The 16,633-nt window shown below is 57.5% G+C and carries 16 protein-coding genes; 7 read left to right on the forward strand and 9 right to left on the reverse strand.

Annotated features, from left to right (window positions below):
- Positions 1 to 25: 25 nt before the first annotated feature.
- The 3 genes from HJO_RS02760 to HJO_RS02770 form a co-directional block, all read right to left on the reverse strand.
- The gene (locus HJO_RS02760) at positions 26 to 889 is read right to left on the reverse strand and encodes a MaoC family dehydratase (RefSeq protein ID WP_035613265.1); all 864 of its coding nucleotides are present in this window, start codon (positions 887 to 889) and stop codon (positions 26 to 28) included.
- Between the two features lie 31 nt (positions 890 to 920).
- A complete protein-coding gene (locus HJO_RS02765; RefSeq protein WP_051618052.1) occupies positions 921 to 1,781 on the reverse strand; it encodes an SDR family NAD(P)-dependent oxidoreductase in 861 nt (286 codons plus the stop codon).
- A gap of 91 nt (positions 1,782 to 1,872) precedes the next feature.
- Entirely contained in the window at positions 1,873 to 3,096 is a 1,224-nt protein-coding gene (locus HJO_RS02770) for a cytochrome P450 (RefSeq protein WP_084141367.1), read from the reverse strand.
- Positions 3,097 to 3,471: 375 nt separating this feature from the next.
- On the opposite strand from HJO_RS02770, the gene HJO_RS02775 reads away from it, so the two are divergent.
- The 6 genes from HJO_RS02775 (at position 3,472) to HJO_RS02800 (ending at position 9,660) form a co-directional block, all read left to right on the forward strand.
- Positions 3,472 to 4,716: a hotdog family protein gene (locus HJO_RS02775; RefSeq protein ID WP_035613269.1), complete on the forward strand. Its 1,245-nt coding sequence runs from the start codon at positions 3,472 to 3,474 to the stop codon at positions 4,714 to 4,716.
- Between the two features lie 58 nt (positions 4,717 to 4,774).
- Positions 4,775 to 5,773, forward strand: coding sequence for a LysR family transcriptional regulator (locus tag HJO_RS02780; RefSeq protein WP_084141369.1), 999 nt, complete (start codon positions 4,775 to 4,777; stop codon positions 5,771 to 5,773).
- Positions 5,774 to 5,795: 22 nt separating this feature from the next.
- The gene (locus HJO_RS02785; protein ID WP_035613275.1) at positions 5,796 to 6,596 is read left to right on the forward strand and encodes an SDR family NAD(P)-dependent oxidoreductase; all 801 of its coding nucleotides are present in this window, start codon (positions 5,796 to 5,798) and stop codon (positions 6,594 to 6,596) included.
- Entirely contained in the window at positions 6,577 to 7,833 is a 1,257-nt protein-coding gene (locus tag HJO_RS02790) for an acetyl-CoA C-acetyltransferase (protein WP_051618054.1), read from the forward strand. Before HJO_RS02785 ends, HJO_RS02790 begins: the two co-directional genes overlap by 20 nt.
- 142 nt (positions 7,834 to 7,975) lie before the next feature.
- A complete protein-coding gene (locus HJO_RS02795) occupies positions 7,976 to 8,296 on the forward strand; it encodes a 2Fe-2S iron-sulfur cluster-binding protein (RefSeq protein WP_035614372.1) in 321 nt (106 codons plus the stop codon).
- Positions 8,297 to 8,496: 200 nt separating this feature from the next.
- Positions 8,497 to 9,660 (forward strand): acyl-CoA dehydrogenase family protein, encoded by a 1,164-nt coding sequence (locus tag HJO_RS02800; RefSeq protein WP_035613279.1) that lies wholly within the window; start codon positions 8,497 to 8,499, stop codon positions 9,658 to 9,660.
- A 122-nt stretch (positions 9,661 to 9,782) separates the two neighbouring features.
- Here HJO_RS02800 and HJO_RS17500 read toward each other — a convergent pair whose 3' ends face one another.
- The 5 genes from HJO_RS17500 to HJO_RS02825 are packed head-to-tail and all read right to left on the reverse strand — an operon-like array spanning position 9,783 to position 14,065.
- Positions 9,783 to 11,174 carry an MFS transporter gene (locus HJO_RS17500; RefSeq protein WP_051618056.1) on the reverse strand — a complete coding sequence of 464 codons (1,392 nt, stop codon included), beginning with the start codon at positions 11,172 to 11,174 and terminating at the stop codon, positions 9,783 to 9,785.
- A complete protein-coding gene (locus HJO_RS02810; protein ID WP_035613284.1) occupies positions 11,174 to 11,611 on the reverse strand; it encodes a nuclear transport factor 2 family protein in 438 nt (145 codons plus the stop codon). The genes HJO_RS17500 and HJO_RS02810 overlap by 1 nt, the downstream gene beginning before the upstream one ends.
- On the reverse strand, positions 11,608 to 12,423 hold the full coding sequence (locus HJO_RS02815) for an SDR family NAD(P)-dependent oxidoreductase (RefSeq protein WP_035613287.1): 816 nt from the start codon (positions 12,421 to 12,423) through the stop codon (positions 11,608 to 11,610). Before HJO_RS02815 ends, HJO_RS02810 begins: the two co-directional genes overlap by 4 nt.
- The gene (locus tag HJO_RS02820) at positions 12,420 to 13,196 is read right to left on the reverse strand and encodes an SDR family NAD(P)-dependent oxidoreductase (protein WP_051618058.1); all 777 of its coding nucleotides are present in this window, start codon (positions 13,194 to 13,196) and stop codon (positions 12,420 to 12,422) included. The genes HJO_RS02815 and HJO_RS02820 overlap by 4 nt, the downstream gene beginning before the upstream one ends.
- Positions 13,193 to 14,065 carry an SDR family NAD(P)-dependent oxidoreductase gene (locus tag HJO_RS02825; protein ID WP_035613289.1) on the reverse strand — a complete coding sequence of 291 codons (873 nt, stop codon included), beginning with the start codon at positions 14,063 to 14,065 and terminating at the stop codon, positions 13,193 to 13,195. Before HJO_RS02825 ends, HJO_RS02820 begins: the two co-directional genes overlap by 4 nt.
- Positions 14,066 to 14,148: 83 nt before the next feature.
- On the opposite strand from HJO_RS02825, the gene HJO_RS02830 reads away from it, so the two are divergent.
- Positions 14,149 to 14,847, forward strand: a complete 699-nt coding sequence (locus HJO_RS02830; RefSeq protein ID WP_035613292.1) for a TetR/AcrR family transcriptional regulator — start codon at positions 14,149 to 14,151, stop codon at positions 14,845 to 14,847.
- A 21-nt stretch (positions 14,848 to 14,868) separates the two neighbouring features.
- On the opposite strand, the gene HJO_RS02835 is transcribed toward HJO_RS02830, so the two are convergent.
- Positions 14,869 to 16,488: an AMP-binding protein gene (locus HJO_RS02835; protein ID WP_035613295.1), complete on the reverse strand. Its 1,620-nt coding sequence runs from the start codon at positions 16,486 to 16,488 to the stop codon at positions 14,869 to 14,871.
- Positions 16,489 to 16,633: the final 145 nt, after the last annotated feature.

Raw genomic sequence — 16,633 nt, forward strand, 5'->3', positions numbered from 1 at the left:
GCGGCGATGCGGACGCTGCCCGTCATCACTTGACCCGCAGCTTGGTCAAACCGTTCTTGATAACGATCTTGCCGCGGTTCGGAACTTCGGCCTGGAAGGAGATTGTCTCGTCGTCTTCCTTCCATAGATTTATCCGAAGCTTGTCGCCGGGAAACACGACAGCCGAGAACCGCGCCTGGTGGCTGGCAATCCTGTCGGGATCGAAATCGCAGTACGCTTCCAGCACCGCGCGGCAGGTAAAGCCATAAGTGCACAGACCGTGAAGGATGGGGCCATCAAACCCGGCGGCCTTTCCGCGATCGGGGTCTATGTGTAGTGGATTGCGGTCTCCTGAAAGGCGGTAGATGGCGGCTTGGTTGCCCGCAACCGTGTATTCCACGACATTGTCCGGCTCTCTGTCCGGCGTGGGGTGGGGTGTTGGGGTTGGTTCGGACGAGCCGCCTGACCCGCCATCACCACGCGCGACAATCGTTCGGATCAATGTCGCGATTTTTCCGCCGTCCCCTTCATCGCGCAAGACAGTTTCACGTACGATGATTGCCCCTTTTCCTTCACCCTTGTCATAGACTTCCACAACACCGCTATCGGCGATGATGCTTGCTTCGGGTGGAAAGGGGCGATGGAGGACGGTTTTTTCTTCGCCGTGCAGCACGAGTTTATAGTTTACGCCAAGCTTGTTGGTTGGCACGCCTGCACCCCATGCGACGACTGTCGCCTGTGTTGGCACGGCACGCAGGTCCTTCTCGTAAACGAAAGGCAGTTCATCTGCATTGTCGGGATCGCCGCCAAGACCGATGCCGAGCGCGTAAAGCATGGTGTCACGATCCGTGAAAGTATAGCGCTTTCCGCTTTCCTTCAGTTCAAGGATGGCAGGATAATTGATCGGCATCGACGGAGTCCTGTTGCTTTAGTGGGGCCTTCTATTCGCCATTCTGGGGGCCATACGCGGTGACCCATTTGCCCGGCCTTTCAGGGAAGAATATTTTGCCGGCGCCTGCTGCTTCCGCGATTTCCTGCGGAGTGATCGTTTCGGTGGGCACATAACCCTCTGTCGCTTCAAAACGGACTTCCCCGATCCAGCCGCCGCCTGCGAGCAAGGTCTTGCCCGTTTGATCGCCCGACAAGTCGCTGACCATGTACAGCAACGTCGGGGCAACGCGATCAATGTGGAATTGCCGCTGGTATTCTTCGGGCATGTGTGCGGTCAGGGCGGTCGCGGCGGCTGGGCCGATATTCCAGACACGAATGCCGTATTTCTTGCCTTCTATTGCCAGAGATGTCGAAAAGCCTATCACGCCGCATTTCGCTGCGCCGTAATTGGTCTGGCCGAAGTTCCCGCGGATGCCGGCGGTGGAGGTGGTATTGACAATAACGCCACCACCGCCGTTCTCTTTCATCCAGGCGAAGACGGGGCGAGTCGCGGTGTAGAGCGCCTTGACGTGGACATGCATTACGGCGTCCCACTGGCTTTCCTCCATTTTGACAAGGGAGGCATCGCGCAAAATGCCCGCATTGTTTACGAGGATATCGACCCGTCCAAATCCATCAAGAGCGGTCTGCAACAGGGCGTTGCCACCTTTGGAAGTGCCGACGTCTGCCACGTTGGCAATGGCTCTTCCGCCTTCGTCGACAATGAGCTTTACGGTTTCATCTGCCGCATCGCCTGAAAAGTCATTGACCACAACCGCGGCGCCTTCGCGCGCCAGGGCTAGCGCATACGACCTTCCAAGACCGGCGCCTGCACCAGTTACGATGGCGATCTTGCCGTCAATCAAACTCATGTTTCATTTCTCCTCACGACGCCTATGCGGGCGCCGCAGCAAGATGTCTAAGCTGGGAATCCAATGGCTCTGGGGCGATAGCCCTAACGCTTTACCAGACGAGTGGAAGTTCCCTCATGCCCATCACGCCACCCCCCAGGGTCTCGAACTCTGTACCTGGTTTGACCCGGAACTCCGGCATTCGTTTCAGCCATTCGTCGATGGCGACCTGAACTTCGCGCCGTGCGAGGTGAGAGCCAAGGCAGCGGTGTGGGCCGAATGAAAAGGCATTGTGGCGGTTTGGGCTGCGGGCAAGATCGATGATCTCGGGATTCTCAAACTCGTCGGGATCGCTTGTTGAAAGGAGGGTCGAACCGGCGACCATGTCACCTTTCTTCATTTGCACGCCGAACATGTCGGTATCCTCGGACAGGATCCGGCCCGTCGTCACGACCGGGAAGGCTCGAAACAGTTCCTCGACGGCATCAGGCAACAGTGAAGGATCTTCACGCAGCCTTCGCTGCTCATCCGGATTCTCGGCAAGATACCGGAAGTGAAACGAGAGGGAGCTGACAACGGTATCGAGCCCACCAATGAACAGGAGGAATACAGTACCCAGGACTTCTTCGTCGCTGAACGGCTTGTCCCCGGCTTTGAAGCTCAGGACTTCGGTGACCAGAGTTCCCTCTCGCGGGTTCGCGCGGTGCTCGGCAATCTGCTCCTGAAGGAAGACCTTGACCTCGCTCATGGCTTGTCCGCGGCGCGCCCGGTCGTGCACGATCATGTCTGCCCAGTCCCGAAATTTGGCGAGTTCGTCATCAGCCATGCCCATCATTTCCAGGAAAACACGGACGGGCATCTGTTCGCCGAATGTCGCGATAAACTCGCACTCGTGATCATTCTTGATTTGATCGATCAGTTTGGCCGCGATTTCCCGCATACGCGGTTCGAGAGCGGCGACGCGCTTCGGCGACAGAAGCGGATTGATCGGAGCCCGAAACTTTCCGTGCTCAGGTGGATCCAACTCGAGGGGAATAAGCTTCCAGCTCTCGCCCATCGCGTAGCTGCGGGGTTCCGCCGAACTGAACAGGTTTGCATTCTGCAACATCTTGCGAATGTCCTCAGCCTTGGTCAGTACCCACGCTCCTCTGCCTTCACCGCCGCGATCCTGGTGGCTGAGGGGCGAATAGAAGACTGGTGGACCTTTGTGGAATTCGGAGATTTGCGCATGGGGGCAAGGGCCAAGGCCCGTCCTGAAGTCCAGAAACCGCACAAGGTCGGCGGGCACATGGTCCGGCACGGTCCAATTGCCTGAGCGTTGCGGGTCATCATGCATTTTGGGGGCGCTCACTGCGTGTCTCCTCTCGACTCTGCGGGCTAAACATCACCTCGATTCGGAAATGGCACCCTATTCTCAATATGGATAACTGATGACTCGACAGTTTTCAAGAACAGTTGTTGCGCGCTGGGGCGCGATTACGGTTTTCGATCGGAAAAGTCAGAAAGTTTCTTAAAATACAATTGGTTGTGTGTGTCGTGTTGGAGCCTCGGGTGCAAGGTATGGCGATCAATATGGAACGGCCTGAAGAAAGCGCAGAGTTGACATTTTGTCAGTTATGCGGAATTTCTTTGGCTGGGACTGCCGGCATCGAGGGACATTTTACATTGCCGTCCGGACGGCTTGGAGAGGCAAAGAGGCTTGGGAGTGAATATGGCCGATACTGAAACGTCCGTGGGGACAATTACCGATGAGGATATTGATCGTGCGCGTCGCCAGATTGGCGTGCCGAAATTTGCCTACAACAAGCCTTACAATGAATTTGCGTCGACGGACTCGATGCGGCACTTCGCGTTCGGCTGTGGCGACGACAATCCGCTCTTTACGAGTCGGGATTATGGCCGAAGCACACGCTGGGGTGACCAGATTGCCTTTCCACTGTTCCTGCATACGACGGGAACGAATCTGACGCCGAAGCCTGACGGTGAACTCAAGGCGTTGTTCAAAGGTTTGTTCCGGGGAGTGGGCAAATATTATACCGGCGTCGATTGGACATTCTGGCGCCCGCTCTATCCAGACCAGAAAGTGTTCGTGGAGCGCGTGACCTCGAATATCGAAGTGCGTGCAGGGTCGTCCTTCAGTGGTGGCCGTACCGTTACGGAGACTTATCGCGATCTTTATGTCGATCACGCCGGAGTGCCGGTCGGCCGGAGAGAAGAGCATTACCTGTCAGCGGAGCGGAGCGGGACCAAGAAAAGCGGCAAATACTCGGGTATCGAGCGCCAGACATATACCCCAGAGGACATCGCGGAAATCGACAAGGTCTATGCGGCTGAGTGCCTTCGCGGAAGCGAACTTCGCTGGTGGGAAGATGTCGAGGTGGGTGATGATGTGACGCCGGTGGCCAAAGGGCCGCTCACGATGGTCGATATCATTTCGTATCATATGGGGATGGGGCTGTCTTCAAGCGGGATTGGACCGCTTGGCCTAAACTACAAGCAACGCATGAAGATGCCCGCGTTCTTCGTGCCTGATAAATACGGCGTTCCAGACGTGGTCCAGCGGGTTCACTGGGACCATCAGCGCGCCCAGGATCTGGGGTTGCCGAGTTCGTACGATTACGGACAGATGCGCACGAGCTGGCTCATGCACCTTGTGACAAAGTGGATGGGCGATGACGCGTGGCTTTGGAAATTCTCGTGCCAGTCGCGCGAATTCAATTTCATGGGCGATACGACAATTTGCAGCGGCAAAGTGATTGCCAAGCGAGAAGAGGGTATCCATCGCGTGGTGGATCTCAAACTGGCTTCGACCAATCAGCGCGGTCAAGATACGGCGCCTGGCACTGCAACGGTCATACTCCCGAGTAGGGAAACAGGGCCCGTCGTGCTTCCAACACCCGACACAGACATGCTCCGGCGCGGTGCGCAGATCATGCATGCGTCGGTCAGCAGGTAGAAGAAGGCCTGGGCCGAACTGTTCAGAGAAAAATAGCTAGAAAATTGGGAGAGGAAGCATGACAAAGACATCGGTAACAGCAGGCTCCAAATCACGCAAAACTGGAAAAGCAAACTCCAGGTCGCAGTCAAAGGCCAGCGCGACTGCGCAATTGAACCCGTCGCAAATCAGCGTGGAATACCTGCTTTTCTTCCGAGCAGTTGCTGACAATCTGAGCTTCACCAAAGCCGCACGCGAGCTTGAAATCGACCAATCATGGCTTTCGCACAAGATCCGGCAATTTGAAGAAATGTTGGGAATAACCCTCCTGATCCGTAACACCCGCCACGTCGAACTCACATCGGCCGGTCGCGCATTGCTCGAGCCGGTTCACCGGCTGGCTACGGTTGTCGAAGAGACGCGGGCTGTAACAGAAGCGCTTCGGAAGTCCATGAAGGGCGTTCTTAGAGTGGGGTGCCTGCCTTTCAGCTTTCCAGATCCGCAACGGACCCGGCTGATGGACGATTTCATGACGCAGAATCCCTCAATTCGTCTCAATGTGGAAACAGGACCGACCCCATCGCTGCTGAACCAACTTCGCCTTGGGGAAATCGATCTTGCATTCGTTTCTGCCCCCTTCGAAGAAAAGGACCTTGATCTCCTTCTGCTGCGCGAGAACGAATTCTGCTTCCTCCTTCCCAAGGATCATGTCCTGGCGGCCAAAAGCGTCATTGAGCTCAAAGATGTGGAGGGACTGAAGGTTATTGTGCCTGCTCCCCAATATCATCCAGCGGCTTTTGATTTGTATTATAAGCCGCTTTCCGACGCCGGAGCGACTGTTGAGTCGACTCCGGAGTTTCAGAATGCAGCTGCATACGCTGAAGACAGAATGATGCCGGTCGTCTGCACACGGTATGCAGCGGAGCGGTACAACAGTGAGAAGTTTGTCCAACGGCCGGTGGGCTTTCTCCCGCCTTGCCGTAAATACCTTGCGAAGCTGAGTGGCCGGCAATCTCCATCGCAGCTGCTGATGTGGGATTTGGCGAATAATTCGTCGGAACTCAAGCAGGCGGCCTGAACGAACCAACTGGAGCGCGAAGATGGAACTCGGGCTCGCCGGAGAGACCTGTGTCGTCCTGGGCGGCACGCGCGGCGTCGGGCTCGAGACCGTGCGTCTTCTCGCTGAAGAAGGCGCCAACATCGCTGTGATGAGCCGGTCGCCCGAGATCTTGCAGCCAGAATTTGATGCTCTCATCGTTCGGCATGGGGTGCAGATCGCCACATATGCGGCAGATGCTTCCATGCCGGGAGAGGTAGAGCGGGCCGTCGGCGCCGCCATCGGCTACTTCGGGGAAATCCACGGATTTGTTGTCACAAATCACTGGATGGGGCAGGCTCGCGGCTTCGCTTCGATCAGTGATTACGAGTGGAGCCAGTATTTTGAAAACAGCTTGATGGGAGCGGTCCGCGCAATGCGGAGCGTGTTGCCGCATATGGCTGGCAACAGAAGCGGCAGCGTGGTTCTGACGACGGCTTATTCGGCGCGGGCGCCAAAGCCTGCCATACCAGCTTATGCGGCGTTCAAGGCGGCACTTGAAAACCTGGTAAAGTCACTCGCCAAGACGTACGGTCCTTCCGGTATCAGGATAAACGCTGTCGCCCCCGGAGCTCTTCGAACAGGACGATACGACGAGCGGCTCGCAGGCCTGCGGGCTGCGGAACCCGATATTTCTGTTTCCGAAGCCGAGGGGCGAATGCTCGAACAGATGGGTATGGAGCCGGCGCTGGGCCGTATAGGAGATCCAGCCGAAGTTGCCGCCCTAATCGTCTTTCTCCTTTCGCGTCGAGCCGCTTACACGACTGGGCTTATCGCCAATGTCGATGGTGGGACCGATTTTTAGGCCCTGCCGCAAGTGGAGAAAAATTGTGCCTCGTAAAGCTGCCATTATATCACCGGCTCGTACGCCGATCGGACGTTTCCTGGGGACACTTGCGCCGCTTCCCGCGGAACAGCTTGCCGCTCACGTCATCCGCGCCGTCGTAGAGCGTAGCGGGATCGATCCGACACGGATCGAGGACGTAGTGTTCGCCCAGAGCTACTCCAACAGCGAGGCGCCGTGCATCGGGCGGTGGGCGGCGCTCGCGGCAGACTTGCCGATCGAGATTCCCGGGATGCAGCTCGACCGACGGTGCGGTGGCGGCCTGCAGTCGATCGCCACGGCGGCGATGATGGTGCAATCGGGCGTGGCCGATGTCGTTCTGGCGGGCGGTGTCGAGAGCATGAGTAATATCGAGTACTATACGACGTCCATGCGCGGCGGAGCGCGCGCCGGAAACACAATGCTCTACGACCGACTGGATCGCGGCCGTGAGCGGTCACAACCCGTTGAGCGGTTCGGCGTCATTTCCAGCATGATTGAAACTGCAGAGAACCTTGCATCCGACTACGGCATTGGACGTGAAGAAGCCGACGCCTTTGCTGCGCGCAGCCAGAAACGCGCTGCAGTGGCTCAATCCTCCGGACTGTTTGACGCTGAGATTGTACCGGTCGAGGTTCCTCAGCGCAGAGGACCGCCAATCGTTTTCGAAAAGGACGAGGGCATTCGAAGCGAAACCACGCTTGAAACGCTCGCAGCACTTCGCCCCCTTATGAAGGATGGAACAGTGACCGCAGGTAACGCCAGCCAGCAGAATGACGCTGCTGGGGCCTGTTTGGTCGTTGCCGAAGACAAGCTTCACGAGCTGGGTTTGGAGCCGCTAGCCTTCATGACGGGCTGGGCTGCGTCAGGGTGTGAACCTTCGCGCATGGGCATCGGTCCGGTAGGGGCGGTCGGGCGCCTTTTCAGCAAGCTTGGCTTGCAGTGGACCGATATCGACTTGCTGGAGATTAACGAGGCCTTTGCCGTCCAGGTGCTTGCTTGCCTCAAACAGTGGGATCTCGATCTGGGTGGCGAATGGGATGACAAGATAAATGTGAATGGTTCGGGCATTTCTCTCGGCCATCCGATTGGCGCCACCGGCGTAAGGATCATGACGACCTTGCTGCACGAGATGGAGCGGCGCGGCGCCAGGCGTGGTGTCGAAACCATGTGCATTGGTGGCGGGCAGGGCATCGCTGCAGTATTTGAGCGGCCTTGATGAACAATCTGCAGTGTTCCTGCGCTAAGGCGAGTTTCGCGATAGTTTGCGCGATGCCGTAATGGCTTTGCGCCGCGGTTTCGCTTAGAGGCATTTGATAATGGCGCCCGATTAGCGGGTATCAATGGAGTATTCGCGGTTCATGGTTACGGTAATCTTCAAGAAGGACGGGAAGGACGATCGCGTCGCCAAAGGCGAACCGGGCGCAAGTGTGATGGAAGTCGCGCTCGCGAATGACATCGGAGAGATTCTCGCCGATTGCGGTGGGGCGCTATCGTGTGCGACGTGTCACGTTCATGTCAGTGCAAGCTGGATGGAGAAAGTCGGCAAGCCTTCCGAAGAAGAAGATGCCATGCTGGAAATGGCCGTCGATCCTGACGAACGCAGCCGTCTGTCGTGCCAGCTCAAGCTGTCCCAAGAGTTGGATGGTATCGAAATCATTCTTCCCGAATCACAATTTTAGACAGGGGTTGCCCCGATGAAATATCGGGTGAATACGCCGGTACGCCATTCCGAGACACTCTCATCGTCCATTCGAAGGATTGACACGCGAAGCGATCAACAGCGAGTTGCTGCCGCCGCTCTGTCCTGACGTCCATGCGCCGTTTTCCTTTGAAGTCCGGTCCGATGGACAATATCGCAACTTAATTTGCAGGTGCCACAATGCCCGAATCCAACGACGCGACCTTCCCTGAAATCCGTGAGGCGGTTCGCCGTCTCTGCGCGAATTTTCCGGGCGAGTATTGGCAGAAGCTGGACCGGGAACGCGCCTATCCTGCAGCGTTTGTCGAGGCGCTCACCGAAGGAGGTTTCCTGTCGGTGCTCATTCCTGAGGAGTATGGCGGCTCGGGGCTGGGACTCGAGGCCGCTTGTGCCGTGCTCGAGGAAATTCATCGTTCCGGCTGCAATGGCGGGGCCTGTCATGCCCAGATGTACACGATGGGTACGATCCTGAAGCACGGGTCAGAGGAACAGAAGCAACGGTACCTCCATAAGATCGCGAAAGGTGAATTGCGCTTGCAGGCGTTCGGAGTGACCGAGCCGAATGCGGGGACTGATACCACGCGCATTTCAACGTTCGCCAAACGGGATGGCGACGATTACATCGTCAATGGGCAGAAAATCTGGATCAGCCGGGCCGAGCATTCCGACCTTATGGTCCTGCTTTGCAGAACCACGCCGCGTGATGAATGTAGCAAGCCTTCGCAGGGCATGAGCGTCCTGCTGGTCGATCTGCGTGAGGCAGTAGGGAACGGACTTACCATCCGCCCGATACGGACCATGCTAAACCACGCGACTACCGAACTCTTCATCGATGATTTGCGGGTTCCGGCCGAAAACCTGATCGGTGAAGAAGGGCAGGGGTTCAAATACATCTTGTCGGGCATGAATGCCGAACGGATATTGATCGCCGCTGAATGCATCGGTGATGGACGGTTCTTCATAGACAAGGCGGCTGGCTATGCGCGGGAACGCAATGTGTTTGGCCAACCGATCGGCAAGAACCAGGGCATACAGTTTCCGATCGCGCGGGCCTATGTGCAGTTGTCAGCCGCCGCTGGCATGGTCGACCGCGCTGCGCGCATGTTCGATGAGGGGCACCTGGGCGGCACGGAAGCAAACATGTCCAAAATGCTCGCGTCAGAAGCAAGCTGGTATGCTGCCGATATGTGCATCCAGACTCATGGCGGATTTGGCTTCGCCGAGGAGTATGACATTGAACGGAAGTTCCGCGAGACGCGGCTTTACCAAGTCGCGCCGATAAGCACCAATCTCATCCTGAGCCACGTCGCGACCCATGTGCTCGACCTTCCGAAGAGTTTTTGACGGAATACCGGCAGAGCCGAGTGGATCTACCCACCGACGGACAAAAGCGAAGAGATCCGTCGTTGCGCGGGGCGTATCGTGAAGACACGCAAATGCACGCTGAATCTCCTCGTCCCTGTCGATTACGACTGATGTGTCTTCAGCGTATGGCGTCCGTGCCGCAGGTCCATGATAACGGTCAATAGCGGGACGATCGCGACCGGAACCATGACCATGGCGAGACCAGCCATGCCGAATTCCTTTCCATTGCTTGCCATGAGATAGCCCACCAGAGGCGCTGACAGCATTGCACCGAGATAGGCAGACGTGCGGAGTAGGCCCGCTGCAGACCCGCTTTGTTCGACAGGAGCATAGTCGAGCAGTCTTTGCTGGTTGCTCATGTTCAGGGTGCCGAAGCAAATTCCGAAGCCGAATGACAAAGCGAGAACAAAGATGATGCTTGTGTTGGCGTCCACGAACAGGAGCGCTGTTGATGACGCGACTAACGAAATTGCACCCGCGAACTCAGCGATGCATCCACGCCTGCCACGCGTCGGAACAAGCGACCCCATGAACGCGGCGAGCGCGACGGGCATGAGCAAGAACCCTGACGTTGCGAGGGGGTGGCCAAGTGTTGTGTGGGCCCATTGAGGCATGGAATAGAAGTAGCAGTAGTTTGCAAAGTTAAATGCTGCGTGGTTCCCATAGGTCAGGGTGAGTGACCGGTTCTTGCGAAGAAGGCCGAAGTCAACGAAGGGGTGCAGGCGCTGCGTTTCGTACAAAACGAAACAAGCCGTGCCGAGTAGCGTTGCGGTGAGCGCAATGACGTCAACACGTTCGGTCAAGTGCATCAGAAAGAAAACCAGCGATGTCATGGCGACCGTGAAGAGTGCGATACCCGGCCAGTCGACCATTTTCTTGTCTCGGGAATTCGTATCGGACGGCGGAATGGTGAGGAAAATCATCGTGAGGGCGACGACCGCAAAGGGCAGATTGATCGAGAATACGCCGCGCCATCCGATCCATTCTGTGACGAAGCCCCCTAGCGGCGGGCCAGCGGCCACAGCAACAGAACTCGCGGCAGCCAGGTATCCCAGTAGCTTTGCCGGTGGTTCGATCGCCGCCCTGGATGCACGATGGCGGATTATGGCGACTGCGCAGGGGAACGCACTCGATGTTCCGAAACCTATCAGGATTCGTGAGATGATCAGGGTTGCAAAACCCTGCGCCAGGGCCCCAACCATGGCTCCCAGACCAAGAACGACTGTAGTCCAGACGAGCACCCTGCGCGCTCCGAAACGATCGGCAAAACTTCCGAGGACAGGCTGGGAGATTGCAGCTGTGAGGTAGAGCGATGCCACAAGCCATCCGCCGATTTCCTCTTGACCCGGATAGGCTTCACCGATGGGAGCCAATGCGGTGGCGAGCATCGCGGAGTTCAGCGGATTGAGCGCGGTGACAAACAGCAGTGGAAGTATCAGCCCCCAGCTGAATATCGGTTTCGACTCAGCATCGCCTTCCTTTGTACCGCTCATCAGGTGGTCCTGGTGAGGATGGAGGTGCGATGTGATATGCGCAGCGACCCGCCCTCGTTGACGATGACGTCTCTGAATTCCCCGAAGCCACGCAACCGGGGTTCGCATTGGTCGGCGTAGAAAAATGCGATCGTATGCCGCGCAACCAGGCTGCCGTCGTCCAACGCCAAAATATCCGGGTGCTCGGCCACATGTCTTTCCTTTGAGCCGTGCTTGCCGTGGCCGCCAGATGCCCAGACCTGACGGTAGAAAGCGATGATCTCATCACGCCCTTCGACCGTGGGCATGACAGTTCCGTTCGACGTGATTTCGAGCCTTGCGTCAGTGGTCCAGCACGCTGCAAAGCGCGTTTCGTCCTCGTCATCCTTGGCGTATTTTGTAGCTGCCAGCAGGTCGAGCGCAGCTACGCGCTGGAGGGGGGACGGAGAACGGCTCACGACTTTCCGAACGCATTGGTAAGCATGCTGTCGACAGGGTGCAGCAATCGGCCGCCATCGACGGGCAGGACAGCACCGGTCGTAAATGAACTCGCATCGCTAGCGAGAAACGCGGCGGCCATCGCAATTTCACCGGTCGTGCCGGCGCGCCGCATGGGCAGCTTTGCGATACGCTCGCGGCCTGCCTGCGATTGGAACAGTTCCTTGCTGCCGCTTGAGTCCACCATGGCGGGTGCGATGACATTCGCGCGGATATTCTGCGGTCCGTACTCAGCTGCAAAATTCTTCATCATTTGCCATTCGCCAGCACGGGCAATGCTGTTCACCGAACGCTCTGTGGTCGCTTCTGAGACGGAACCCGAACCGATATAGATGAGAGAGCCTTCTCCAGCGGTGACCATATGCGGGATTGCGAGGGCGGATAGCCAGAAGCGACTCTTGAGCACATAGAGCAGTTGCTCGTCGAGAACATGGTCTGGTGTATCGATCGAGGCGCCGATCCATGGCCTGACGGTCGGCGAGCAGAGAAGTGTCGTGAGGGCACCAAACTGTCTGACTGCCGCACCAACCAGTGCCTGCAGGCAAGCCTTGTCGCCCAGGTCTCCGGCGACGGGAATTGCTATCGAATGTGCGCGGCCAAACTGCGCGTTCAGTTGCTCAGCCTTCGCTTCAAGCTTGTCACTGGTGCGCGCGGAAATGACCAGTTTGGCCCCGCTTGCAGCAAAGAGATCGGCAGCGGCGGCCCCCATGCCGTCGGTCGCGCCGGTGATGATGGCAACCTTGCCCTCAAGGCCGAATTTCGTTGCGCTCATTCGTGTAGCCCTGTGAGCACGCCGCCATCGACCTGAAGTGTTTGGCCGGTGATATAGCGTGCGGCGTCGCTGATCAGGAACGCGACGATGCTGGAGACATCGGTAGGGGTGCCGAGATAAGGCGTGAGAACGTTAGCCTTTGATTGCTCCAGTCGCGCGGGCGACAACTCAGCCAGCATGCGGGCGGTTTGGATTGTGCCGGGGGCCACTGCATTGCTGCGGATGCCAAGTTTGCCATAGGCAACTGCCATGTGCCGGGCGAGCATGATCAGTCCTGCCTTGCTCGTGCCATATGACAAGCGCTTTCCCGATAAAGGAGGGGCGATTCCTTGGCGTGATACCAAAGTGACAACTGCGCCGGCGCCCTTTTCGATCATGAGCGGCAAGATGGCGCGCGATACCAACATCGTTCCCCGCAGATTTACACCCAGCGTGCGGTCCCACACTGACAGATCGGTCGAGAGCAGGTCGAGGTCGCGCGCGACATCAATCAGCGCCGCGTTGTTGATCAGTGCGTCAATGCCGCCGAATTCACGGGCTGCCGTGGTCAAACCAGTGACGCTGTCCTCGTCGGATATGTCACATTCGACAGCTTGCGCACCACCGCCAAGCGATTCAGCGTACCCCCTTGCGCCCTGACCGTCGATATCAGCGATCAGGAGCTTGGCGCCGAGGCATGCAAAGAGTCTGGACATATCTGCGCCCAGTCCGCTGGCACCGCCGGTCACCAGGACATGCTTTCCACTAAGGTCGATGACGTTGCGCGAGCTCACCTGTCCGGCCTTTGGCCTTCCATCTGCGTCCACTGGCCCTTGCTGCCACGAACCCAGCCCATGGCAGCTGAGGTTCCGCCATCAATCGGGATAATCGCGCCTGTGATATAGGAGGCCAGATCGGAACTCAGAAAGGCGATCAGATCACCGCATTCTTCTGCGTTTCCTTCTCGCAGTAGCGGAATGACGCGGCGCATCCTGTCGTCCTCCTCGGGAGTAGGCACCCGCCACTTGCTTTCATCCACAGGACCTGAACGATTGCCGCGCCCCCCAGGGGTTACCGTGTGGTCGGGTGCGATGCAGTTCACGCGGATCGTATCGCGAGAAAGTTCAAGCGCCATGGACTTGGTAAAACTGACCATCGCCGCCTTGCACGCTGCGTAGACAGCGACATTGGGGCCGGCACGCATTGCCTCGATGGTCGCAACATTTACGATCGATCCACCGCGCCCGTCGCGCGCGATGATCGGTGCGGCAGCGTGAGTTGCGGCGAGCATGCTGACGAGATTGATGTCGATGTGGCGCCGCCAGCTTCGTTCGCTCTGATCCAGAAACGGCTTATAGGCAACGCCGCCCGCATTATTGACAAGGATATCAAGACGACCGAACTGCCGGTCGGCCCGGTTGACGGCGTCACGTACCTGATCGGTGTCCATCACGTCGGTTGCTATCGGAAGTGCGGCGCCGCCCAGGGCTTTTATTCGCTCGGCAACCTCGCTACAGCGCTCAGGCACGATATCGGCGATGACGACGCTGGCGCCCAATTCAGCCATGCGAAGCGACGCTGCCCTGCCGATGCCAGCGCCGCCGCCAGTCACGAGTGCGACCTTGCCATCCAGTCTCAGTTTTTGAGTTGCACTTGCCGCCATGAACCCTCCAGCGTGCCAAAAACTTGACGGATCGGGATTTAATACGCAAAGCCGTAGACGGCATTATTCAGGTTTAAGAATCCATGGCGCGCCCCAAGCAAAATCTTTACGGACAGGAAATGGGCAGCAAGGGCTTCCTGACGCGTGAAAAAATCGTGAAGGCTACGGCTGAACTTCTTGAAACTCGCCCCTTGCGGGACATCAAGGTCGCTGAAATCGGCCAAACCGCCAGTGTTTCCACGTCGACCTTCTACCTGTATTTCGAAACTGTAGGAGACGCTGCGCTGGCGGCAGTTGAGCAAGTAGAGCAAAGTAGCCCGAAAATCGTCGCCTTGCTCAAGGAGGAATGGACGCGCGAGCAACTGCTCGAAAAGTGCAAGCAACTGACCTCCCTGTATTTCTCGATCTGGGATGAACATCACGCCCTGTTGCGGGTGAGGAACTTTGTTGCAGACGAAGGTGATCGTCGGTTTATCGATGCCCGTCGTCGGTCGATTGAGCCGATACACCTCGCCTTGCAGGAGAAGATTGGTATCCTGCAGGCAGATCTTCCCGACAACAGGCGCCTGGACCCGGCTTCCACTGCGTCGGTCGTGCTCGCGATGCTTGAGCGTACCGCGCAGATCGTTCGTCTCCCTTCGGCACATCGGGCCACACGACCTCGCACGATGGAAACCCTGGCCTTCCTGGTTGCGGCCGCACTAAGCGGGGCCGGGCCATTCATGGACCGGCTCGAAGACGACGTAAAATTCAATCGCAGTGGGATGCCTCAAGGGATCTGATCGCCGGAGCATTCTCTGGCGTCACCTTTTCTTCAGCTTGAATCCCGCTTTTTCCCGATCCCAGGTATGTTCGGTGCACCCTTCGTCACGCAACTGGTACTTGAGCACCCGTCCCACGGGGTTTCGCGGCAAGTCTTCACGAAACTCTATGAAACGCGGGACGGCGAAGTAGGGCATTTTGTCCGTGCACCACTCGCAGAGTTCTTCTTCGGTTATCGTAGCTCCGTCCTGAAGTGTTATCGTTGCCTTCACTTCGTCTTCGGTTTCGGCGAACACGGCATGCACGGCAACGTCCTTGACGGCTTCGTGCTTCTTGAAAGTTGCTTCCAGTTCCTGGCTGGAGATGTTTTCTCCCCGCCGCCGTAGATAGTCCTTCTTGCGGTCAACGAAGAACATGAAGCCGTTTTCGTCCATGCGTCCAATATCTCCGGTGTGGAGCCACATGTTTCGCATCGTTCTCAATGTATCTTCCGGTCGATTCCAGTAGCCGGAAAACATGATATCCGGATGCCGGGGACGCACGACTATTTCCCCCGGTTCACCGACCGGGACCTCGTTGTCCTCTGCATCGACGATTCTGACATCGAAATCTTCATTGATTTTACCGGCATTGCCCACTGGGCCCTGTTCAGTGTCGGCCAGGGTGGTGACACGCGCCGCTTCGGTCAGGCCATAGTTATGAGAACCCGTTATGGTTACGCCGAATCGCTCGCGCCATTTCCGTTGGATGTCCGGTGGAAAGGGTGAGCCTCGTACGGCGTAAACCTGCCCGAAACAGCGTTTGGCGGCTTCGTTGTCAGGGGCGTTGGCGATAAAGGTCAACATGGAGCCGAGCAGGTTGACGATGGTCGCACCAGAGCGTTCGATATCGTCCCAAAACCTAGAAACGGAGAAACGCGGAAACACCGCGACACGCGCGCCGACCATTGCAGAAGACAGGATCGATCCGCCCAGTGCATTCATGTGGAAAAAGGGCAGTGGAGTCCAGTTGACGGTACTCTCATCACGCGCTTCACGCTTGAGAATCTGGCGTGCAAGATTGCATGCGTAATTGTGCGAAATCATGCAGCCCTTCGACGGACCCGTGGTTCCGCCAGTAAAGATAAACATACACAGGTCGCCCGGCTTGTTCTCATCGAGAATCCCTGAATCGTTCTCGATGTAAGCGGCCGAAAGAGGCTCTGATTTGAGGCGCTTGAAGTGCGGGAGAGATCCAGCGCCGTCGCGTACAAGAACAACCTCTGCCTGCGGTAACTCTTCCTCGAGATCGTGGAGGCGCAGCGCATAATCGGATTCCATGACCAGTATCCTCGCGCCCGCATCGTCAAACTGGTGGCTGAGGAAGCTGCCTTTGTAGGCGGTGTTCACCGGGACATGAATTGCTCCAATCTTGTTTGCCGCGAGCCACAACGAAATCGAGTCGACGTTGGAATCCAGCAGACTGCATATCCTGTCGCCGCGCTGCACGCCGCGCGCGACAAGACCGTGGGCAAGGCGCGTCGAGCGTTTGTCCATGTCGGCATATGTGTAGGTTTCACCCTGGAAGTCGAGCCAGACATTGTCCGGGTAGTTCTTGACCGCGCGGGCCAAAACCCCGGTCACGGTTTCTCTGACGTCCGGAGACCAAACAGGAAAATTCACAAACCCAACTCCTAAACTGACTAAATGTCAGTAATAGCGGTTACCGAGCCAATGGTTCAAGACTGCCCATGGCCGGTCTAAGGTGACATCGTCCTGAAAACGCCCAGGGTGGGCATTGGGGTTTGCCTGAATCTTGCGCACCATC

It is taken from the genome of Hyphomonas johnsonii MHS-2, assembly GCF_000685275.1.
Lineage (GTDB): Bacteria > Pseudomonadota > Alphaproteobacteria > Caulobacterales > Hyphomonadaceae > Hyphomonas > Hyphomonas johnsonii.

Excerpts from the sequence above, each read along its gene's own strand:
- HJO_RS02760 (WP_035613265.1), bottom strand. The coding sequence starts at position 889 with ATGCCGATCAATTATCCTGCCATCCTTGAACTGAAGGAAAGCGGAAAG.
- HJO_RS02765 (WP_051618052.1), bottom strand. The coding sequence starts at position 1,781 with ATGAGTTTGATTGACGGCAAGATCGCCATCGTAACTGGTGCAGGCGCC.
- HJO_RS02770 (WP_084141367.1), bottom strand. The coding sequence starts at position 3,096 with ATGCATGATGACCCGCAACGCTCAGGCAATTGGACCGTGCCGGACCAT.
- HJO_RS02775 (WP_035613269.1), top strand. The coding sequence starts at position 3,472 with ATGGCCGATACTGAAACGTCCGTGGGGACAATTACCGATGAGGATATT.
- HJO_RS02780 (WP_084141369.1), top strand. The coding sequence starts at position 4,775 with ATGACAAAGACATCGGTAACAGCAGGCTCCAAATCACGCAAAACTGGA.
- HJO_RS02785 (WP_035613275.1), top strand. The coding sequence starts at position 5,796 with ATGGAACTCGGGCTCGCCGGAGAGACCTGTGTCGTCCTGGGCGGCACG.
- HJO_RS02790 (WP_051618054.1), top strand. The coding sequence starts at position 6,577 with ATGGTGGGACCGATTTTTAGGCCCTGCCGCAAGTGGAGAAAAATTGTG.
- HJO_RS02795 (WP_035614372.1), top strand. The coding sequence starts at position 7,976 with ATGGTTACGGTAATCTTCAAGAAGGACGGGAAGGACGATCGCGTCGCC.
- HJO_RS02800 (WP_035613279.1), top strand. The coding sequence starts at position 8,497 with ATGCCCGAATCCAACGACGCGACCTTCCCTGAAATCCGTGAGGCGGTT.
- HJO_RS17500 (WP_051618056.1), bottom strand. The coding sequence starts at position 11,174 with ATGAGCGGTACAAAGGAAGGCGATGCTGAGTCGAAACCGATATTCAGC.
- HJO_RS02815 (WP_035613287.1), bottom strand. The coding sequence starts at position 12,423 with ATGAGCGCAACGAAATTCGGCCTTGAGGGCAAGGTTGCCATCATCACC.
- HJO_RS02825 (WP_035613289.1), bottom strand. The coding sequence starts at position 14,065 with ATGGCGGCAAGTGCAACTCAAAAACTGAGACTGGATGGCAAGGTCGCA.
- HJO_RS02830 (WP_035613292.1), top strand. The coding sequence starts at position 14,149 with ATGGCGCGCCCCAAGCAAAATCTTTACGGACAGGAAATGGGCAGCAAG.